The organism is Nocardia sp. NPDC055029, assembly GCF_053608525.1.
The window spans coordinates 16,474-34,045 of the sequence record NZ_JBSGVQ010000007.1; the positions used below are offsets into that span (position 1 = coordinate 16,474).

General features: G+C 64.9%; 17 protein-coding genes and 2 pseudogenes. 8 read left to right on the forward strand and 11 right to left on the reverse strand.

Features of this window, described 5'->3' with window-relative positions:
• Window positions 1–4 precede the first annotated feature (4 nt).
• Window positions 5–748, reverse strand: coding sequence for a hypothetical protein (locus ACWF9G_RS08730; protein WP_379311012.1), 744 nt, complete (start codon window positions 746–748; stop codon window positions 5–7).
• Between the two features lie 205 nt (window positions 749–953).
• Here ACWF9G_RS08730 and ACWF9G_RS08735 point away from each other — a divergent pair, with 205 nt between their 5' ends.
• Entirely contained in the window at window positions 954–1,319 is a 366-nt protein-coding gene (locus tag ACWF9G_RS08735; RefSeq protein WP_452514599.1) for a hypothetical protein, read from the forward strand.
• 326 nt (window positions 1,320–1,645) lie between these two features.
• On the opposite strand, the gene ACWF9G_RS08740 is transcribed toward ACWF9G_RS08735, so the two are convergent.
• Window positions 1,646–2,932 (reverse strand): PucR family transcriptional regulator, encoded by a 1,287-nt coding sequence (locus ACWF9G_RS08740; RefSeq protein ID WP_379311015.1) that lies wholly within the window; start codon window positions 2,930–2,932, stop codon window positions 1,646–1,648.
• A gap of 533 nt (window positions 2,933–3,465) precedes the next feature.
• Here ACWF9G_RS08740 and ACWF9G_RS08745 point away from each other — a divergent pair.
• A complete protein-coding gene (locus ACWF9G_RS08745) occupies window positions 3,466–4,023 on the forward strand; it encodes a TetR/AcrR family transcriptional regulator (protein ID WP_379311016.1) in 558 nt (185 codons plus the stop codon).
• Between the two features lie 242 nt (window positions 4,024–4,265).
• Window positions 4,266–4,616 carry a hypothetical protein gene (locus tag ACWF9G_RS08750; protein WP_379311024.1) on the forward strand — a complete coding sequence of 117 codons (351 nt, stop codon included), beginning with the start codon at window positions 4,266–4,268 and terminating at the stop codon, window positions 4,614–4,616.
• 238 nt (window positions 4,617–4,854) lie between these two features.
• Here ACWF9G_RS08750 and ACWF9G_RS08755 read toward each other — a convergent pair whose 3' ends face one another.
• From ACWF9G_RS08755 to ACWF9G_RS08780, 6 genes and pseudogenes are all read right to left on the reverse strand, one after another.
• Complete coding sequence (locus ACWF9G_RS08755) at window positions 4,855–6,999, reverse strand: CHAT domain-containing protein (RefSeq protein WP_452514600.1); 2,145 nt, start codon at window positions 6,997–6,999, stop codon at window positions 4,855–4,857.
• A complete protein-coding gene (locus tag ACWF9G_RS08760) occupies window positions 7,000–7,350 on the reverse strand; it encodes a hypothetical protein (RefSeq protein ID WP_379311018.1) in 351 nt (116 codons plus the stop codon).
• Window positions 7,351–7,394: 44 nt separating this feature from the next.
• Window positions 7,395–7,805 (reverse strand): hypothetical protein, encoded by a 411-nt coding sequence (locus ACWF9G_RS08765; protein ID WP_452514601.1) that lies wholly within the window; start codon window positions 7,803–7,805, stop codon window positions 7,395–7,397.
• The gene (locus ACWF9G_RS08770; RefSeq protein WP_379311020.1) at window positions 7,802–8,140 is read right to left on the reverse strand and encodes a hypothetical protein; all 339 of its coding nucleotides are present in this window, start codon (window positions 8,138–8,140) and stop codon (window positions 7,802–7,804) included. The genes ACWF9G_RS08765 and ACWF9G_RS08770 overlap by 4 nt, the downstream gene beginning before the upstream one ends.
• Before the next feature lie 370 nt (window positions 8,141–8,510).
• Window positions 8,511–9,332 (reverse strand): hypothetical protein, encoded by an 822-nt coding sequence (locus ACWF9G_RS08775; RefSeq protein ID WP_379311025.1) that lies wholly within the window; start codon window positions 9,330–9,332, stop codon window positions 8,511–8,513.
• A 13-nt stretch (window positions 9,333–9,345) separates the two neighbouring features.
• Window positions 9,346–9,828: pseudogene (locus tag ACWF9G_RS08780) on the reverse strand (recombinase family protein); the annotation flags it as partial.
• Here ACWF9G_RS08780 and ACWF9G_RS08785 point away from each other — a divergent pair.
• Window positions 9,800–10,933 (forward strand): protein kinase domain-containing protein, encoded by a 1,134-nt coding sequence (locus ACWF9G_RS08785; protein ID WP_452514602.1) that lies wholly within the window; start codon window positions 9,800–9,802, stop codon window positions 10,931–10,933. The pseudogene ACWF9G_RS08780 and the gene ACWF9G_RS08785 overlap by 29 nt on opposite strands.
• Window positions 10,934–11,227: 294 nt before the next feature.
• Here ACWF9G_RS08785 and ACWF9G_RS08790 read toward each other — a convergent pair whose 3' ends face one another.
• Complete coding sequence (locus ACWF9G_RS08790) at window positions 11,228–12,199, reverse strand: MmyB family transcriptional regulator (RefSeq protein WP_452514603.1); 972 nt, start codon at window positions 12,197–12,199, stop codon at window positions 11,228–11,230.
• Window positions 12,200–12,391: 192 nt separating this feature from the next.
• On the opposite strand from ACWF9G_RS08790, the gene ACWF9G_RS08795 reads away from it, so the two are divergent.
• The 3 genes and pseudogenes from ACWF9G_RS08795 to ACWF9G_RS08805 all read left to right on the forward strand — a co-directional run bounded on the left by ACWF9G_RS08795 (window position 12,392) and on the right by ACWF9G_RS08805 (window position 14,903).
• Entirely contained in the window at window positions 12,392–13,291 is a 900-nt protein-coding gene (locus tag ACWF9G_RS08795) for an MBL fold metallo-hydrolase (protein ID WP_452514604.1), read from the forward strand.
• Between the two features lie 74 nt (window positions 13,292–13,365).
• Window positions 13,366–14,289, forward strand: a pseudogene (locus tag ACWF9G_RS08800) (carboxylesterase family protein); the annotation flags it as partial.
• Between the two features lie 215 nt (window positions 14,290–14,504).
• Window positions 14,505–14,903: a hypothetical protein gene (locus ACWF9G_RS08805; protein ID WP_452514751.1), complete on the forward strand. Its 399-nt coding sequence runs from the start codon at window positions 14,505–14,507 to the stop codon at window positions 14,901–14,903.
• Window positions 14,904–14,929: 26 nt separating this feature from the next.
• On the opposite strand, the gene ACWF9G_RS08810 is transcribed toward ACWF9G_RS08805, so the two are convergent.
• Window positions 14,930–15,853 carry an SDR family oxidoreductase gene (locus ACWF9G_RS08810; RefSeq protein ID WP_452514605.1) on the reverse strand — a complete coding sequence of 308 codons (924 nt, stop codon included), beginning with the start codon at window positions 15,851–15,853 and terminating at the stop codon, window positions 14,930–14,932.
• Between the two features lie 136 nt (window positions 15,854–15,989).
• Between ACWF9G_RS08810 and ACWF9G_RS08815 the strand changes: the two genes are divergently transcribed.
• Window positions 15,990–16,634: a TetR family transcriptional regulator gene (locus ACWF9G_RS08815; RefSeq protein WP_452514606.1), complete on the forward strand. Its 645-nt coding sequence runs from the start codon at window positions 15,990–15,992 to the stop codon at window positions 16,632–16,634.
• Window positions 16,635–16,637: 3 nt separating this feature from the next.
• On the opposite strand, the gene ACWF9G_RS08820 is transcribed toward ACWF9G_RS08815, so the two are convergent.
• Window positions 16,638–17,426: a helix-turn-helix transcriptional regulator gene (locus ACWF9G_RS08820; RefSeq protein ID WP_452514607.1), complete on the reverse strand. Its 789-nt coding sequence runs from the start codon at window positions 17,424–17,426 to the stop codon at window positions 16,638–16,640.
• Window positions 17,427–17,572 lie beyond the last annotated feature (146 nt).

Here is a 17,572-nt window from a genome sequence, read left to right on the forward strand (position 1 = left end):
GCGTTCAGCCTTCCCAGATGTCGCGGCCACGGGTCCAGAGTTCTTCGACGTGCTCGGTGAACCGGTCGAACATGCCGTCTGGCTGCTCGCGCCGTAGGTGCATCATCGGCGAATCGTGGCCTACCCGCCGAGCGAGGATCGGCGTGACGATCATGTCGTTGTCGAACCTGAACACCGAGATGTTCACGTGCCCCGTCTCGTACCGAGCGGCGAGGTTTTCTACGCCCCGGATCCGTGACAGCTCGCCTACGGTCACCGCGATACGCGCCGACAGCGTGAGCGGCACCGATTCCTCTTCCTCGCGGTCACGGGTTACCCGATGTTCCGGATCTCCAAGCAGGAAGCGGATACGGCATCCGACGGCGGCCTTGCGCTGGAGGAGTTTTCCGAAGTTGGCGTGTTCGAGCCACAGGAAGTAGTTCGTGTACCCGGCAAAGGTGAGTTCAGTTCGGGCGTTGTTGATCAGCGAGCGCCACAGTGAAGCAGGGGCGGCCGACCGATACGGGTAGACCTGGACGACCTCGCGGTCCGGCCCCGACTTCACCTGTAGCCGCACCGAGGACGGCCACAGATCGCTCTCGGTGGCCCCGAGTAGTTCGCACACCCGCCAACGATGCTTGGCGTGCGGTACGCGTGCAGCATTCGACACCCAGCGGGCGACGGTTTTCGCGTCGACTTCGCAGGCTTCGGCCAACTGCTGCTCGGTGAGTTTGGCTGCTGACATCGCCTGGCGCAGACCGTGGTTCATGCTCTCCACCTCGTGGGAAGGACGAACGGACGGATCGATCGTAAACGTCCCAAAAGTCCCGAGTACGCGGTGTAAACGGCCCTAACCGTGATCGATCCTTAAGGCGGGAGCGGGAAGAGATTCTGCACCACAGGGCCGCCCGGGCGATTAGACCCAGTTCGGTTGGTTGTCCGGGCGGAGCCCACCACCCGACGAGGGGGGAGCCGTGCCACTACCCAGCCGTACACCCAAGCCCAAAAACCCCGACGACGAGCAGGCAGTCCCGCCGCCGCCCGCGATCATCCGCAGACTCCTCGCCGCGCTCGATGCTTGGCAGCCCTACGGATCAGCGGAAAACTTCATGAGCGATGCGATACAGGCGCGCCTAGGCGCACTGAGTGCGCGAGCAGGACTGCGGTCCATGGCGATCCGCCGCGCACCGGAGCCGCCCTACGGCTGGGAGCTGAGTTCACCGTTCCGGGTGGTCGTCTCGGGTTCGCTGGACAACGTCGACGCGTGGCTGACGGCAGCCGAAGCGCGCGACCACGAACCACTGCCGCTGGACTCCGAGGGCGCGAGGGCGGACGGGTGACCACGCTCGGGTTCGTCGTCGCGGTCGGCCTGCCGTTGGCTGTCCTGCTCGGTATGATTGTCTGGCCCGAACGCATCCCGAAGGACCGCACGGTGGAGGCGATCCGGGCGCGCATTGAGAACGAGGCTAGGCAACCCAACTCACCGCCGGGTGGTGCCCAATCACCCCGGTAGATCCCAAGCTTGCCGTGCCGACGCTCCGGCGGTGATGTTCATCGCCGCGGTGGTGCTCATCGTCGTCGGTTCACTGTTGGTCGGGTTCAGTGCAGCGCTGCCCGACCGTGTCCCGAGCCGCGCCCGCGGAACCTTCGCCGCGGTGACGCCGGACTACGGTGCAGGAAGGAGTTCGTCGCCGTAGATCTCGAGGCAGCGCAGGGCCAGCTCGATGTGGACGCGCCGGCGATCGATCGGATGACCCATGCGGCGCTCAGCCTGCTGGAGTCGGTAGCGGATGGTGTTCGGGTGCACGCCCAACAGGTTCGCGGTCGCGTTGATGCTGCCTCTGGCGTAAAGGAATTCGCGCACGGTATCGCGAAGCCGGGCGACCGGCTCGCTCCGGTCGGCGAGCCGGCCGAGCTCGCGCTCGACGAGCGCGCGCACGGAGTCGATATTCCCGTCACCGGTGAGCAGGCAGACCAGGTCGACGTCCTGGTAGGCGGTGACCGTGGCGGCGTGGCAGGCGCTGGTCGCGATCCGCTGTGCGGCGCGTGCTTCCAGATGGCTGCGCCGGAAGCCGTCCACTCCTGGGCAGGGGATGCCGACAGCGACATGGGTGTGGGTCGTCGGTGGCGCAGGCAGGTCGGCGGTTTCCGGGCGATGCGGCGTTCCCACCCAGGCCCACATGCCGTGGGCGCCGCTGCTGACCAGCAGCGGAGGTGGCCCTCCGAGCGAGTCGGCGATGTGCGTAGCGTGTTCGCGAAGCAGGTGGGTTGCCTGCCGGGCGGGCACCTCACGGTCGGTCCAGAGAACCAGGGCTGTCTGGTATTCGTCCATCGGGTGTCCGAGGTCGTCGGACGAATCGGCAGTCGGCGCGGGCTCGCCGTGCAGGATGGCCTGGACGGTCGCCGTGCGGTGGGCATCGGAGTCGTGGGTGTGGTGTTCGCGCTCGTTCATGTACGCGGCGACGATGTCGTCGAGACAGTTGTCGAGCCATAGCGTGCTGCGTTCCCAGAAGGTGATCAAGACGACCCCGCGCAGCTCGGCATCGGGAATCTGCTGATTCAGCACCTGGGTGATATACCGCCACAACCCTCGCTGTGCTGCCCGGTACGTCTTGAGCAGCATGTCCACGCCGTAGCCTCGGCGTGCCACTGTCCGCGCACCGTCGACGGCCTCGGTGGGCGGGTGTGCCTCGAACCGCGTGCGCCCGACCACGGCGAGGAAACTCAGCCAGTGCGCCCTGGTGGCCGCGCGGACCTCCCGACGGAGTTCGGCGTCTGCGAGAACCTGCGGAAACGTCTCCTGGATCGCGGAATCGACAGCGGACAGGATCAGCTCGCTGGCGGACTCGGAGCGCATCCGCAGCGCGAACGCGGTCAGCCATTCGAGGGCCGATGCCTTGTCCGCCGCGGCAGCGGGGATCGATTCCTCCGCGCTGGGGTGGGTTGTCCTCACTGCGCCGCGGTGTGGTCGAACCGGGGTGCCTGACCGGTGTGCGTGGATGTGCTGTCGGGAGTAGCGGATGCCGGCATCACTGCACCCTAGCCCAACCGGACTCACTTGTCCGGATGTTTCGGATGTTCGGTGTACCACTGGGGCCGGCATTGTGTGGATGCATCAGTCGTGCGTCCACATTTGGAGGAATAGACAATTTCCCGATGCACGGTTGGTGCGGCTGTGTGTCGCTGCTACATCCGAAGCGGTCGACATCGGGCGGCGTATGTCTCCGGACGGCGTGGTACCGGAAAAGCTGCCCGGCGTCCGACCTGATTTGCTGAAATACGGGAAACAGTGAATTCGGTACCCGGTCGTCGATAATATCCGAACGGGGAAATGGTCGGCGCGCTATTCGACATGGCCGCATGGGAGGAGCCGATCGATTCGTTCCGCCGGTATGTGGGCGTGCTGTGAACGCGGGTTGCCCCCTGCCCGCGGTTTCGTCGCGGTTTGTGACCGGATCGGATCGGCCTATGGGTAGCGTTGTCCGGATGAGCTCGCCACGCCGTGTCAACAGAGGACCTGCCGCCGCCGCCGAGAATCGCGCCGCCCTCCTTGCCGCGGCGAAGGCCACGTTTGCCGAACACGGCCTGGACGCGCCGCTGAACCTGATCGCGCGCACGGCGGGAGTCGGGCAGGGCAGCCTCTACCGGCATTTTCCGAGTCGTGAGGCGATCATCCTCGCGGTCTTCGACGAGAACCTCGGACAGCTGGAGGCGATGGTCGCGAAGACCGACTCGACGCTCGACGAGCTGCTGGCGGAGATGTTCGACCAGATCGTCGAGGTGGCGGTCCTGTTCGACCTGTTTCGTCTCGCCGACAGCAGCGACCCTCGGCTGGCGGACATCATCGGCCGCCTATATGCCCTGCTCGACGACAAACTCGCCGACGACAGTCGGCGAGGCAGCGTCCGCCGGGGTGTCACGGCAGAAGAGGTCTTCCTGGCCGTAGGAATGCTGGGCGCGCTGCTGAACAAGACGCCGGAACGGGAACGGGTATCGGTGGCGGGCAAATGCTGGGGACTGTTGCATCGCGCGCTGTGCGAGTGACGCCCGGCGCACTTGGCGGTGCCGGGTGATCCCGTTCGCAATGTGTCTCGCAACCGGATATTCATGTCCGGTTGCGGTCGGTGGATTCGTATCGGCGGACTCGCTGGTGTGTCGGCGGGGGACAATTCGAGGCATTGTGTCGATCCCACGCCCGGCCGGTTGGCATGACAGCCGGATTTCATCCGGTGTCAGGTATCGGATTGCAGGGGAAATTCTTGAAGAAGGCACGTACAGTTGCCCCGATGATGTCAGCGATTGCCGCGCTCTCGGTGGCATTCGCTTCGGCAACAGTGTTCGCGCTCTCGCCCTATCTGAGCGCTTACGGCATACAGGTCACCACCGCGCTCCGGTCCGCGTCGATCGCCAACGTCTTGTTCCAGTACCCCGGCCTGACCTGGCAGCAGCTGATCAAGCCCGAGTATGCCGATTCGAATTCCGTTGCGCCCCTGGTCAAAGCGGTAGACAAGGTCAACCTGGGTGCGCGCCGGAGGCGTTTGTCGGGCTGCGACGCGCGGGGGAAGGTCCCGGCGTTGGGGCCGGTAGACCAGCGCCTGCCTCGTTCCAGCATCAGCACGTGCTGCAAGACGACTTAGCAAGTTCTAGAGCCTGACCGTAGTAACGGTCGTGCTGATCGTTGCCAAGTGCTCGACATAGATATCCGATTGCACCGAGCAACAGCAACTTTGGCTCGGATCCAACGGCCCCGCGCTGCTCTCGATCTCGGAGGCGTCTCGGCACCAGCGGGACTGATCTGCGAATTCTGACTGTCGCCGTTGGATTTGGTTGTTCGGATTGAGTCATCGGCGGCGATCGTTCCGAACTGGATCTTTTCTACCATCGCCCGAATAGGCCGAGCGCGCCCGTCAAGGGTTGGAGGACGGGGTCGAGTTGTCTCGATGCAGCCAGAACGGCCTGTGCGAACGGGAGGCCGTCTGCATAGCGTTGGTACGCGTCAGCGAGGAGCGCGCCGCTAGTCCTGTCATCGATCTCCCACACACCTCCGAGTGCCAGTGAGGCTCCGCCGGCGATGGTTGCCAGAGCTGCAGCGATCGAGTTGTTGTTCAGCGACGTTCGCCCTGACCAGCAGCAGCCTAGGTTGACTACAGGGGGTAATGGAAGTTCGAGAAAAGCGAGCAACGGCACCTTTTCTGTGCCGAAGTTCATCACGAATTCAATACCTGAGGAGAACGATCCGTGGGCGGCGATGGTGAGGACATCGAAGCTCGACTCGGAGAGTATCGTGTGCAGCTCGGCGAGGCTGTTGGCTGCGCGATAGTCGATTCGACGCTCGGCATGCAGTGATACCAATGCTGCGTGCTCAACGGCAGCGCCCTCCATGCCGGCATCGAAGTAGGAGACGATGCGTCGGGCAGCGGTCGGCGGGGGTGGTTGTAGGCGCAATGCCGCTGCGGCAGAAGGAATGATCGAGAACTGATCGACGAAATTCGGAATGATTCGTATCCACGGGAGCTCCCATGCGGTCCCGTCGGGGATGACGAAGACGCCGCTGGGACTGTCGGCGGCGTCTAGATCCTTGAAGATCAAGTCTTCGAGCCATGCGATCTCGCTCGGGTCGGCGACCTCGGACTCTTCGTTTCGGGAGCGGGTGAACAGGGCGGACTGGCGGTGGGTCAGAGCGACATTGCGAACAGTGCTACGGTCGCTGGTTGCCGGGAGTGTGAGTACCCGTATGTGATTCCCGGACAGGGCGGGATCGACCGGGTCGCTGGTGTCATGGATGATCTCGACCCAGACGAACGCAGCTCCGGGAATCGCGATCTTCAAGTCGGAGGCATTGATCAACTGCGGATCACGCTGCAAGGCATCGACGATGGAGGTGTCCGACAGTGATTTGGCTACGGTGGCAAGGTCGGCGAGGTTGTGGTCGAGTGCGACGCCCGCGCGCACGTCACCGATGAAGTCGGTTACCTGGATGGCGAGGTTCGACCCAGGGTGCGCGTGGTCTACCGCCGCGGCGGTCGTGCCATAGTCGGCGAAGGCGTCGTCCAGAGGGAAGAGTGGCTTCGCTTTCGTGACGTGGTCGCTGGCCAATCGGAGCATGCTCGCGCGGAAATCGGACGGCGTCTCGAGTTGCCCAACCCGTAGCCGGAAGATCTCTGAGAACAGCCGGAACAGGCCAGCTTGACCAGGGGTCTCTGCATCGCTGGTCGCGAGTCCATACCAGTGTGCGGCGGCAGCATAGTCTGCCGCTTCTGCGGCTGCGGCGGCCTGGCTGATGGCCGATCGCTGTCGGCCGTTTTCGTTTTCGCTCAGCCAGTGGGCGATGCGTAGCACCCGGTGGCGGGCAGGATCGGACCAGGTTACAGAGTGGAGTTGCACCTTGCATTCGGTCCGTAGCCGGGTGAACTCCGCCGGTTTCATTCGGACCGCTGGGAGTTGCGTGTGATAGAAGGCGAACAGGGCGGTGTAGCCAGGCGAATGCTGTCGGCGGCCTGCCGCCGACAGGACCTGTTCGAGAAGCTCGGTACGCCCGACATCGTGTGCAGCGGCCGCAGCGACACACAACGGTTCCGAACTACCGTGGTTGTCACCAATTCGCTCGACAGTCAACAGGATCGCTTGCACGACAGCGGAAGTGGCCGCGGAGTCCACCTGATAGGCGCGCTGGTCGTCCGCACACCGGGTCAGTGTCTCGAGCGCAGTACGCAGGCCAGTAGCGCCCCGACTGGCGGCGGCGAAGGGTTTGGCTTCGTCGATCTGCAGCCCGGTCCGGTCGACGATGCTCGCGAGCTCATCTGCAGCGATTCCGACTACTAGTTGTGTGATGGCGCTTGATGTCTGAGCTGACGTAGATCGGAGTGTTTCGAGAACGAACTCGGCGTCGTGGGCAAAGAAGGCGGGGCGACCCATCAGGTCGAACGTACGCTCGACGATCTTGAGCTGTGCGACCTCGTCGTCGCTCAGCGCGCTGAGAAGGACGAATTGTGAGGTGTTGCGCCGCCGGAAGATCCCCAACTAACCTTCCCCGGCTTCCGGGAAGAGCGTCTTGGTCAGCAGTTGTGCGATGGTCTCGACATCGACATCCTCAGTCAGTGTGAGGGTCACCTCACCGCCGGGCCCTTTCGCCGTGATTGTGGTGTGTTCTTCCTCGGCCGTTGCCTGCCTTGGTAGGAGCTTGTGAATTCGAGCTGACACGTCAGAGAACGTCGACGGCGCTTGGAGGACGGTGAGCACCGTTGTCGCTCCGGTCAGGGCCGACAGGGCAATCTGCCATGTGCTCCTTCGCGGCGGTGCGGGCGAGACGCCGGGGACCCCTGTGAGAGCCTCGGCGATCTCAGCTGGAACGGTGACGCGAATCGTGGTCATGCATCTCCAGAAACGGTGGTGGAAGAAGGCGTTGGCGCGGGCGGTTAGGTCGACCGCCAAGCGGCGATCCCGAGAACGATTCCGGTCGACGCCATGAGAGCGGTCACGATAATAGTGAGCACCGAAACAGTGCTCGAGGTCAGCGCTGTGGTGAACGAGCCCATCGCACCTCCGGACATGATGCCGCACGTCGCGTAGTACAGCTCGCGTCTTCGGGCGGCAGCAGTGGATTTCGCGCGCCTATCGAATGCTTGTTTGACATCGCCACCGTCGAGCACGGTGCCGCTGCGGTTCTTGGAAATTGCCACTGCGGCAACACCGAGTTCGGTGGTGAACTCGTCTTGCAACTTCAGCAGCTGTGTAACGGCGTCGGGGGTGACTGTGGCGGGGCCGCCGTGGCCGGCCATCGCAGTTTGGATGGCCGTTGCAGGATGCGGGCGCAGAGAACCTGTCACGCGGGGTCCTGCCCGTTCTCCCGGGTAGGTGCGACGAGTTGTTTCAGCTCGGCCTCTCTGATCCGCTGGGCCTGCTGGAACTCATCGGAATGCTTGACCGGCGAGTCCTGCAGATCGACTAGTTGTCCGACCAGGTTGCGCACCGCGTCGCGTGTGCTCGGATCGTCCTTGAGGCCGTCGAGCACAACCTCTCGTCGTCCGCTGGGACCTTCGACCGTGACACGTATTTCGGTCGGCGGTTTGCCTAGGGTTAGTCCCCACAGGACCCGGAGACTCAAAGCTAGTGCGCCGGTTGCCACGGCCGGAGTAAGCGCTATGAGTACCTCGTCCATCATCTGCGCAATGGTACGCGGGCCGCGAGCCTTGTGCACGCGAAAGTGACTGGTAGACAACATGTTAGGTGTGCGCACTATCGGTCGACCGAACTTTGACGCAGGAGCTCGTGTTGGTGCAGTCCTGCGGGCCGTGCGGTGGTATGGGTGATGAGCGGTACAGCGCCCGGCCACCCCGCCTGGGTAGATTCCGCAATGAACGAAGTGCAGGAGCAAATATGGTCGGAATCGGAATTCATGCGAAACATATTCAGGCTCAAATTAATACGCTGCCTCGCGAGGCAAACAGAAGACAGTCCGATTCGAGGAAGTGCTGCGGGAATCGGAGCGTGCGCCGGCGACCCACACCATCGTCACCTATCTAGGTACTCAATCACCGCGAGGAAGGGGCGCCGATGGCGCGCGGCCGGCGTTGAACTCGTGGGATGATGGCGCGAGGTCGGGGACCAGGACGATGCGCCGGTCGGCATGGATGTGGTGCCCGGCAGCGATGCGCCGAAAGCCTCCGAGGGGTATCGCTGTAGGTCAGTCGCAAGCCGAGTTCGCGGTAGGCCTGCGGCTTGTCGGCTGGTTCGGCTCGGCGGAGATCGTCGAGGATCTGGTTCAGATATCCATTGATGTCGTCGATCTCATGTTTGCCTCCGGAGTCGGCGGTGGATCCTTGTTGCTGCATCGCCATGAGTCGAGCTTCGGTCGAGTGAAGCTCGCCGAGGACCTCGCGGGTCCACTGGGCCACAAGTTCCGGATCCGCGCTTGTCTCCAGTGCGTCACGGTATTTGTCCAGTTTGTGGTGTTGTTGCGCGAGGCGGGCTTCTGCCTCGTCGATCGCCGGTGTGTGTGGTGATGGAGTGGTCGGTGATGCCGCGAGGTCGTGTTCGATCCGGCCGGGGGCGAAGGTGCGCGTGAGCCATTCGTCGAGTGGCCCGATGATCCTGTCTTCGCGGAGGTAGACAGTCGATGGGTGGTCGATGTTGTTGGCGAGAGCGTATTCGGTGGGGTACCGGCATCGGTAGTGGGCGGTGCCGTGGTTCCAGTTGCCTTGCATCCGCCGACCGCAGGTTCGGTGAATGATCAAGCTCTTGAAGGCGTAGTCGTGTTTGCGGGTGGTAGTGGCGCGGCCGGTGGATGTGGGCCCTTGTGCCGCCAGTCGTTTGTTGGACTTGGTCGAAGGTGGGTCGGTCGACGGGTGCTTCATGGGCGGGTCGGTCGGAGAAGACCCATTGTTCTCGGTCGTTCCAGGTGAGGCGAAATCGGTCGCCCAGCGCGATATCATCGACTTCGATGAGCGATTCCTGGCGGTGTTGCTTGTTCCAGACTTCGTGACCTGTGTATCGAGGGTTGGTGAGGATGGTGCGGACAGCGCTCTTTGACCATGCGTGTGCGGAACGGTGGCGGTTGCGTGCGCGGTCATGGGTGGATGGACAGGCGATACCGTCGACGGTGAGTTGCCGAGCGATGGCGAAGATCCCCGCGCCGGCAGGTATGCGTCGAAAATGCCTTGCAGGGTACGATCTGGCCAGGCGGTGGTCGTGACCCGTGGGCGAGCCAACGCAGGTGTCGCGTAGTCCTGACTTGGCCGTGCTGTCCGGGATCAGCGCTAGGTGGCAGGTGCCGCCCGCGTATCCTCGACCAGGGACTGCGGATGGGGGAGGGAAGCGCTGGGTGGGGAACTCACTTGAGCGAGGAAACATCTTTGCCGGCTACGAAATCGAGTACCTGCTCGGCTCGGGTGGGATGGGTGAGGTGTACCTGGCACGGGATCGCGACCTTCCCCGCAAGATTGCGCTCAAGGTGTTGCCCGCGCTTGCGAGTATCGATCCAGCTTCCAGGAAGCGGTTCGAACGCGAGGCGCATGCCGTTGCGGCGCTGACCCATCCCAACATCGTTGCCATTCATGCAGGTGGGGAGGAGCGAGGCCAGCCGTGGATCGCGATGGCATACATCGATGGAAGCGATCTTGATGCCGAACTTCGACTGGGCCCGATCGCAGCGGAGCGCGCGGTCTCGATTGTTTCTGACATCGCAGAAGCGCTCGATTACGCACATGACCGCGGGTTTCTTCATCGCGATGTGAAACCGGCGAATGTGCTACTGACAAGCGGCCGCCGGGAGCGGGCGATCCTCGGGGATTTCGGCATTGCGAAGAGTCTCGATGAGACGAGCCAGCTTACTGGCACCTCAAACATGATCGCCTCCATCCGATATGCGGCACCGGAGAGGTTTGACCCACAGGCGACGGTTGATCACCGTTCCGACGTGTACTCCCTCGGATGCGTGCTCTTCCAATTGCTTACCGGAGCATTGCCCTACGACGGAGATATGTTGCAGATCATCGCAGCGCATGCGACGGGTTCTGTACCGAGGGTTAGCACCCAGAATGCGTCTGTAGCAACCGGATTCGATGACGTGGTCGATCAAGCTCTGGCCAAGGACGCGGCCGACCGCTTCGAGTCCTGCTCGCAGCTGGCGACAGCTGCCTTTCGAGTGCTCGAGGCACAGCCGAAGCCGCCGCACCGACTTGAGGAGATTCAGCAGGCATGGCAGGAAATCAAGGCCACAGCCCGCCAGCATGGAACCACACTCCTAGCTTTGCTGTCTGGAGTGTCGTTGGTTGGGCTTGAAGGGTGGACCATTGTTCTAACACATCAAAGCCCACCCCTGATGCAGAGGTTGGAGACAGTCCAGAACCGTGCAGGGCTGCTTGCTGCGATCCAATCGGTACTGGGTAGCACCGACTACGACATTCGGTGGGAAGCGCGTACGGCCAACGCCCGTCAGCAACTGGGTCGAGGTTGAGGTCTCCCCGCTTGCTCCGGAGGTTGTCTTCCCTCGGTTTCCCGTAGTCACGTTAGTAACAGCAGGTCAGGCTAGGCAATGAGTCCGAAGCAGCTACACCGAGCCGATCCTGCACCGCCGTCGCCGCGAGTTCAAGGCCGCGCAGAAGTAGTGGTGTCGAGTGCATGAAAAGTAGCTCATAGCAGCTCTTTTCGCTTGCGGCCCCGAGTCGGAGACATCCGACGCGGGGCCGCTGCCGTCACTGGAGATCACCGTGGATACCGGCTCGTCAGCCTCAAACGGTCACCAAAACGGTCACAAACGGAACGTGCTGACATCGTCCACAGAAGTGGATGAGCCGATCAGCGAGGTCGAACCACTGCACATGCGTGCGTCCTGAGCAAGGCGTGTGGGCGGCTCGGCTGGTCGAGCCAAATGGGTCAGGACGGCCAGTGCTGATGCCGACGGGGAATCGGGTGGGGCTGTGCAGGTGACGAGGGTCTGGTCGGGGTGTTCGACCGACCTCAGTGTTTGTTGGGTGACGGTGAGGTCCCCGATCAGCGGGTGGTGCAGCTGGTAGTGGGCGGTCGCGCATGCCTGGACCCTGTGGTCGTTCCAGAGGGTGCCGAATTCCGGGCTGGCCATGGTGAGGCTGCCGATCAACGACGCCAGTGCTGGGTCGTCGGGGTGGGCGCCTGCGATAAGCCGCAGGTTGCCGACGACTGCGCGGGCCTTGCGCGGCCAATCGGTATAGAGGGCGCGGGTGTCGGGGTCGAGGAACACCATCCGGGTCATGTTCGGCCTGCGACCGGGGACCGCCGGGCAGTCGGGGTCGAGATTCGGGGCGAGAAGGGCGTGGCCGAGAGGATTCCAGGCGAGCACATCGCTGCGGCGACCCAGCACGAGCGCAGGTACCGATGGCATGGCGTCGAGCAGCTCGAGCAGAGCTGGGTCAGCGTGCTCGATGGGTGCCGGGCGCGTATGGCGGCGGCGGCCTGCGGACTCGGCCAGTGAGTGCAGGTGTCGCCGTTCGGTGGCGGTCAGCGCGAGTGCGGCGGCGATAGCGTCGAGGACCTCCGGGGAGGCGTTGCGGGATTGGCCCTGTTCGAGCCGGGCGTAGTAGGACGGGCTGACCCCTGCCAGGAGGGTCAGCTCCTCGCGGCGCAGTCCCGGAACACGGCGACGTTCGCCGTAGGGCGTGAGCCCCACCTGCTCGGGACGCACCCTGGCCCGGCACGCCTTGAGGAACGCCCCAAGCTGTCCGGACTGGTCTTCGCGGTCGCTCATCACGTCATTGTCTCTGCCGGATGCAGCGTTGTCCTGACCCTGCCGGGGTGTGGACACCGTTGACGCACCCGTGCCAGCGGCACCTTCGCAGGGTGTGGTTATCGACGTCGGGCACTTGAAAACTCGGTGGCACGGCCCATGAGCCGTCCGGCACCCGGTCACGGCGTCGGGAACACACAGCGAAGGAACCTGATGAACGAGATTGTGCTCGGCGATGTCACCGTGTCGCGGGTCGAGGAAATGCACGGGCCGGTGGGCATGACGCCCGACCAGTTCTTCCCCGGCTCACCCGACCAGCATTGGGACGAGCAGCGGTCGATGCTGGTTCCGGATCACCTCGACCCGGTCGACGACATCGTCCAGGTCGCGATGCAGACTTGGGCGCTGCGCAGTGAAGGCCGGATCATCCTGGTGGACACCGGCATCGGCAACAACAAGACCCGCCCGGCGGTCGAAGCTTGGGACCACCTCGACCTGGGGTATTTGACCAATCTCGCCGCGGCAGGAATCGCGCCCGAGGACGTGGACCTGGTGATCAACACCCACCTCCACGTCGATCACGTCGGCTGGAACACCCGCCTCGTGGACGGGCAGTGGGTGCCGACATTCCCCAACGCCACCTACCTGATGCCACGTGCTGACTACGAGCACTGGAATCCGGCCAACAACCCGAACATCACGGGCGGTGTCAACGAGAACGTGTTCGAGGACAGCGTCGCACCGGTCTACGCCGCGGGCCAGGTGCAGCTCTGGGAGACCGAATACGTCGTGGACGCGAATCTCACGTTGCGGGCGGCACCGGGGCATACTCCCGGTTCGAGCGTGCTGGAGTTGGTGTCGGGCAGCGACAAAGCACTGTTCGCGGGAGACCTCGTGCACACGCCCCTGCAGATCGCTCACCCCGAACACAACAGCTGCTTCTGCGAGGACCCCGCCGCCGCGAGGGCGACCCGACTTCGGCTGCTGGGCTGGGCGGCCGACCACACCGCATTGGTGTTGCCCGCGCACTTCAGCGGACACAGCGCCCTCGAAATCGTCCGCGACGCCAGCGCGTTCGCGATCAAGAACTGGGCTCCGCTGCCCGCCTACTGACCGAAGTCGCGCCGCCCCGCACCCGCACGGGGCGGCGCTGCACCCCTCACACGCTACCCAGATCAAGGTGCTCCATGACGGCTTCACAACCCGCCGATTCACAGCCCGCCGATGTCGTGCGCGACGTGGAGAGCGGACGGCTCCGCGGCACCGCATTCCCGACCCACACGGTGTTCTACTCCATCCCCTACGCCGCCGCGCCGGTCGGGATCGGCCGTTTTCAGGCGCCGGCTCCCGTTCGGCCTTGGCTCGGTGTGCGTGCGGCCACCGCGCCGGGGCCGACCGCCCCGCAGCTACCGCGCGGCCGTTTCGGATCACTGGATATCTCGGCGTATTTCGACCCAGGGTGGCGGGTCGGACCCGACTATTTGACTGTCGACATCTGGTCTCCCCGCGATGTGTCCGGCGGTGCCCCGGTGCTGGTGTTCTTGCACGGCGGCGCGTTCGTCGCAGGGTCGTCGCACTCGCCGATGCTCGACGGCTCCCGGTTCGCACAGCACGGCGTCGTGGTTGTCACGGTGAACTACCGCCTGGGCATTGCCGGGTTCCTCGACATCCCCGGCGCCTTCCCGAATCGGGGCCTCGCCGATGTCATTGCCGCGTTGGGGTGGGTCAACCGCAACATCACAGCCTTCGGCGGCGACCCCGCGCGTGTGACCCTGGCCGGTCAGTCCGCCGGGGCGATACTCACCGCCGCCGCGATCGCCGCACCCGAGGCTGCCGGCCTGTTCGGCCGTGCCGTGATGCAAAGCGGCAGCGGCAGCGCAGCATTCAGCCGCGACCAGGCCGCGATCGTGCGTGATGCCGCCGCAGCGACCCTCGGGGTGGCAGCGACTCTCGACGGATTCGCCGACCTGACAGATCAGCAGCTCATCGATGCCGTACCGGAGCTCACCGGTCTCGACCTCGGCACCGCGACGGTCCGTGACCCGCTGCAACGGATTACACCGTTGGGTGTGGTCCTCGACGACCAGCCCGTCACCACCGTGGCCCGCGCAGCGGGCCAACCTGTCGACCTGCTGATCGGCCACAACACCGAGGAAGGAAATCTGTATCTGCTGCCCAACGGCGTCGCGGCGGCGACAACCCCGCAACATCTGACCGAAGCCGCCGAGTACGCCGACCCCGACCCGGACCGGCTGCTGTCGGTCTACAGGAGGCTGCATCCCACCGCCACGCCAGGCAGGCTGCGCTCGATCATCCTCGGGAGGCGGTGTTCGGGGCCGGTAGCCGGGCCATGGCCGACAGTCACTCGGCGGCGGGCAGACGCACCTACGCCTATGCGTTCGGCTGGCGCTCGCCCGCACTCGCCAGGCAACTCGGCGCCACCCACATCGTCGAGCTGCCCTTCGTCTTCGACAACCTGCTGCCCGCCTTCCAAGGTGCGGACGGGCTACTCGGCACGCCTGCGCCTGCCCCGCTGGCCGCCCGAGTACATCGCGCCTGGGTCGACTTCGTCACCATCGGTACACCCGGCTGGCCCGAATACCGCCCCGACCGGCGCACCACGCAGCTCATCAACGACGAATGGGCCGTTGTCGACGACCCATTCGCCGCCGAGCGCGACGCTTGGACCCACGCCCACCACACCCGAACAGGAAACACCCACTGACGTAGCGGGAGGGAACTGGAGCGGGCTCAGGGGGTGATGGTGGCCGGGACGTCGAAGTAGTGACCTTGACCGAGGTCGTCGATGAGGCCGGGCTGGACGGGCTTCCATCCGAGGAGGTCCCGGGTCAGCGTGCTCGAGGACGGGTTGTCGGCCGTGGCGTGGGCGCTGAGGAAGCCGAAGTGGCCGTCGGCGTGCGTCGCCGGAATGCTGACCACGGGCACGTTCAGCCCGCGGCCGATGGCCTCGGCGATCTCCCGGAAGGGGATCCCCTGGTCATCGACGGCGTGCAGCCGCGATCCCGTCGGCGCCGATTCCAGCGCCAGCCGGTACAGGCGGGCCGCGTCGAGCGTGTGCACGGCGGGCCAGCGGTTGGCCCCGTCACCGACGTAGGCGGCGACGCCCTTGGACCGGGCGATGGAGATCAAAGTCGGGACGAAGCCGTTGTGGTCGAGCGTGCTGTGCACGGTCGGAGCAAGCCGGACGACGGACGAGCGGATGCCGCGCTGCGCGAGTCCGACCACCGCGTTCTCGGCGTCGATCCGCGGCCCCGCGTCGATCACATCCGCTTCGGTGGCGGCGTCCCCCAGCCCCGCGAAGGCGAGCAGCATGGTTCCCGACGTGGTCACCAGAGGCTTGCCGGTGCCGGCGAGCGCTTCCCCGAGCGTGTCTATGGCGCGCAGATCCGCTGCCACCGCGCTGCCGAAGTCGCCGGCGAACATGACGTCGTGCTTGAAGGCCAGGTGGATGACACCGTCGACCGCGGCGGCGGCCGCGGCGAGGCCGTCGAGATTGTCGAGGTCGCCCCGGTGCACCTCGGCACCGGCAGCCGTCAAGGCGGCGGCGGACTTGTCCGAGCGGGCCAGGCCGACGACCTGGTGTCCCGCTTCGAGTAGTTCGGGGACGACGGCGGAGCCGACGTGTCCGGAGGCTCCAGTGACGAATACGCGCATGGCGCGCCCTTTCTGCTGCGGCAATCCCACCCGAGGCGGGGCACCTGATGTCAGTTCGTGACATCACCGTAGCAGTGATGTCAGACTCTGTCATCACTTGATGTCAGATTCTGTCATCGGTATGTAGGATCGGAGCATGAGCCGATGGAAACCCGACGCACGAGGCCGTCTGGAGAAGGCGGCGCTGGAGCTCTACAACGACCAGGGCTTCGACGCCACTACCGTGGCGGAGATCGCCACACGCGCCGGCGTCACCGAACGGACCTTCTACCGGTACTTCGCCGACAAACGGGAAGTCCTCTTCCTGACCAACCCCCTCGCCGACATCCTCGCGAGCGCTGCGGCCGCCGCCCCTGTCTCGCTCCCGCCGCTCGAGGTGATCACCCACGCGCTGACCGAAGCCGCTCCCGTCTTCGAAGAACGCGGGGACCTGGCACGGCAACGCCACGCCGTCATCTCGGCCAATCCCGAACTCCAGGAACGCGAACTGGCCAAACTCGCCGCACTCGCTTCCACACTCGCCCACGCGCTGCGCGAACGCGGTCTACAGACCACCACCGCGGCACTCGCGGCCGAAATAGGGATCGCCACGTTCAAGGTCGCCTACGAACGCTGGGTCGACGACCCCGACCGACACCCCCTCGTCCAGCGCATTCGGGAAACCCTGGACACCGCCAGGCACCTCACCGCACCTGCCGAACATGTCGCCGCGACCGACGATGTGAGCTTCCCGGCGGTTGCGCGGGGCACCATCACTGCCCGGCGGGTACCCGAGCCCTGAATGTCAGCGTTCCTCGGTCTCCCACCGTTCAGCATGCGGCACACCGGAGTGTTCCGCATCGGAACCCTCGGCCGCCGGGTGCACGGACGTAGCTTGCGACCCGGTCCATGCGGCGAGCAGCCGCAGCGCGGTCTCCGACGCCGAGCCCGCCTCGGCGGTGTAGATGCACAGCGTCTGGTCGGGATCGCCTGGTAGCGAGACGCATTCGTAGTCGATGGTGAGATCACCGACGAGGGGATGGTGGTAGCGCTTGCTGCCATGACTGCGTTCGCGAACGTTGTGGTCGGCCCACCAGCGCCGGAATTGCGGGCTCTTGACCGCCAGTTCGCCGACGAGTTCGGCCAGCAGCGGGTCGTCCGGGTGACGGCCGGCATCCAGGCGCAGGACCGAGACGTTTTCCCGGGCGACCTCTTCCCAATCGAGGTACAGCTCGCGGGCGGACTCGTCGAGGAAGGTGTAGCGCAACATGTTTCGGTCCCGGGGCGGGAGCGCCTCGAAGTCGGTGATCAGCGCCCGGGCGAGATGGTTGGCGGCGAGAATGTCCATGCGGCGGCCGAAGACGAAGGCAGGCATCACGTCGTCGAGCGTCTCGAGGATGCGGCGGATCCCGGGACGGACCCGCTGCACTCGCGCCGGAGTCCGGCGCCGGGCGCGCCGCGGATTCGCCCGGGCGATCTGGAACAGATAGGAGCGCTCGACCTCGTCCAGGCGCAGGGCGCGGGCCACGGCGTCGAGGACCTCGTCGGAGACGTTGATGTTGCGTCCTTGCTCGAGGCGGCTGTAGTAGTCCACGCTGACCCCGATCAGACACGTATTAGTTCATACTACCTGACCTGCGGAAATGTGGCAGCTCAAGGCTCCTCACACTTTGCTGTGGTGTTGTGTGGCAAGCCCCGAAGGGGTGCGGCAGTGCATGTACCTCAGCGCCAGCTAATCGG

Excerpts from the sequence above, each read along its gene's own strand:
- ACWF9G_RS08770 (WP_379311020.1), bottom strand. The coding sequence starts at position 8,140 with ATGATGGACGAGGTACTCATAGCGCTTACTCCGGCCGTGGCAACCGGC.
- ACWF9G_RS08790 (WP_452514603.1), bottom strand. The coding sequence starts at position 12,199 with ATGAGCGACCGCGAAGACCAGTCCGGACAGCTTGGGGCGTTCCTCAAG.
- ACWF9G_RS08760 (WP_379311018.1), bottom strand. The coding sequence starts at position 7,350 with ATGACCACGATTCGCGTCACCGTTCCAGCTGAGATCGCCGAGGCTCTC.
- ACWF9G_RS08750 (WP_379311024.1), top strand. The coding sequence starts at position 4,266 with ATGATGTCAGCGATTGCCGCGCTCTCGGTGGCATTCGCTTCGGCAACA.
- ACWF9G_RS08795 (WP_452514604.1), top strand. The coding sequence starts at position 12,392 with ATGAACGAGATTGTGCTCGGCGATGTCACCGTGTCGCGGGTCGAGGAA.
- ACWF9G_RS08815 (WP_452514606.1), top strand. The coding sequence starts at position 15,990 with ATGAGCCGATGGAAACCCGACGCACGAGGCCGTCTGGAGAAGGCGGCG.
- ACWF9G_RS08730 (WP_379311012.1), bottom strand. The coding sequence starts at position 748 with ATGAACCACGGTCTGCGCCAGGCGATGTCAGCAGCCAAACTCACCGAG.
- ACWF9G_RS08745 (WP_379311016.1), top strand. The coding sequence starts at position 3,466 with ATGAGCTCGCCACGCCGTGTCAACAGAGGACCTGCCGCCGCCGCCGAG.
- ACWF9G_RS08775 (WP_379311025.1), bottom strand. The coding sequence starts at position 9,332 with ATGAAGCACCCGTCGACCGACCCACCTTCGACCAAGTCCAACAAACGA.
- ACWF9G_RS08810 (WP_452514605.1), bottom strand. The coding sequence starts at position 15,853 with ATGCGCGTATTCGTCACTGGAGCCTCCGGACACGTCGGCTCCGCCGTC.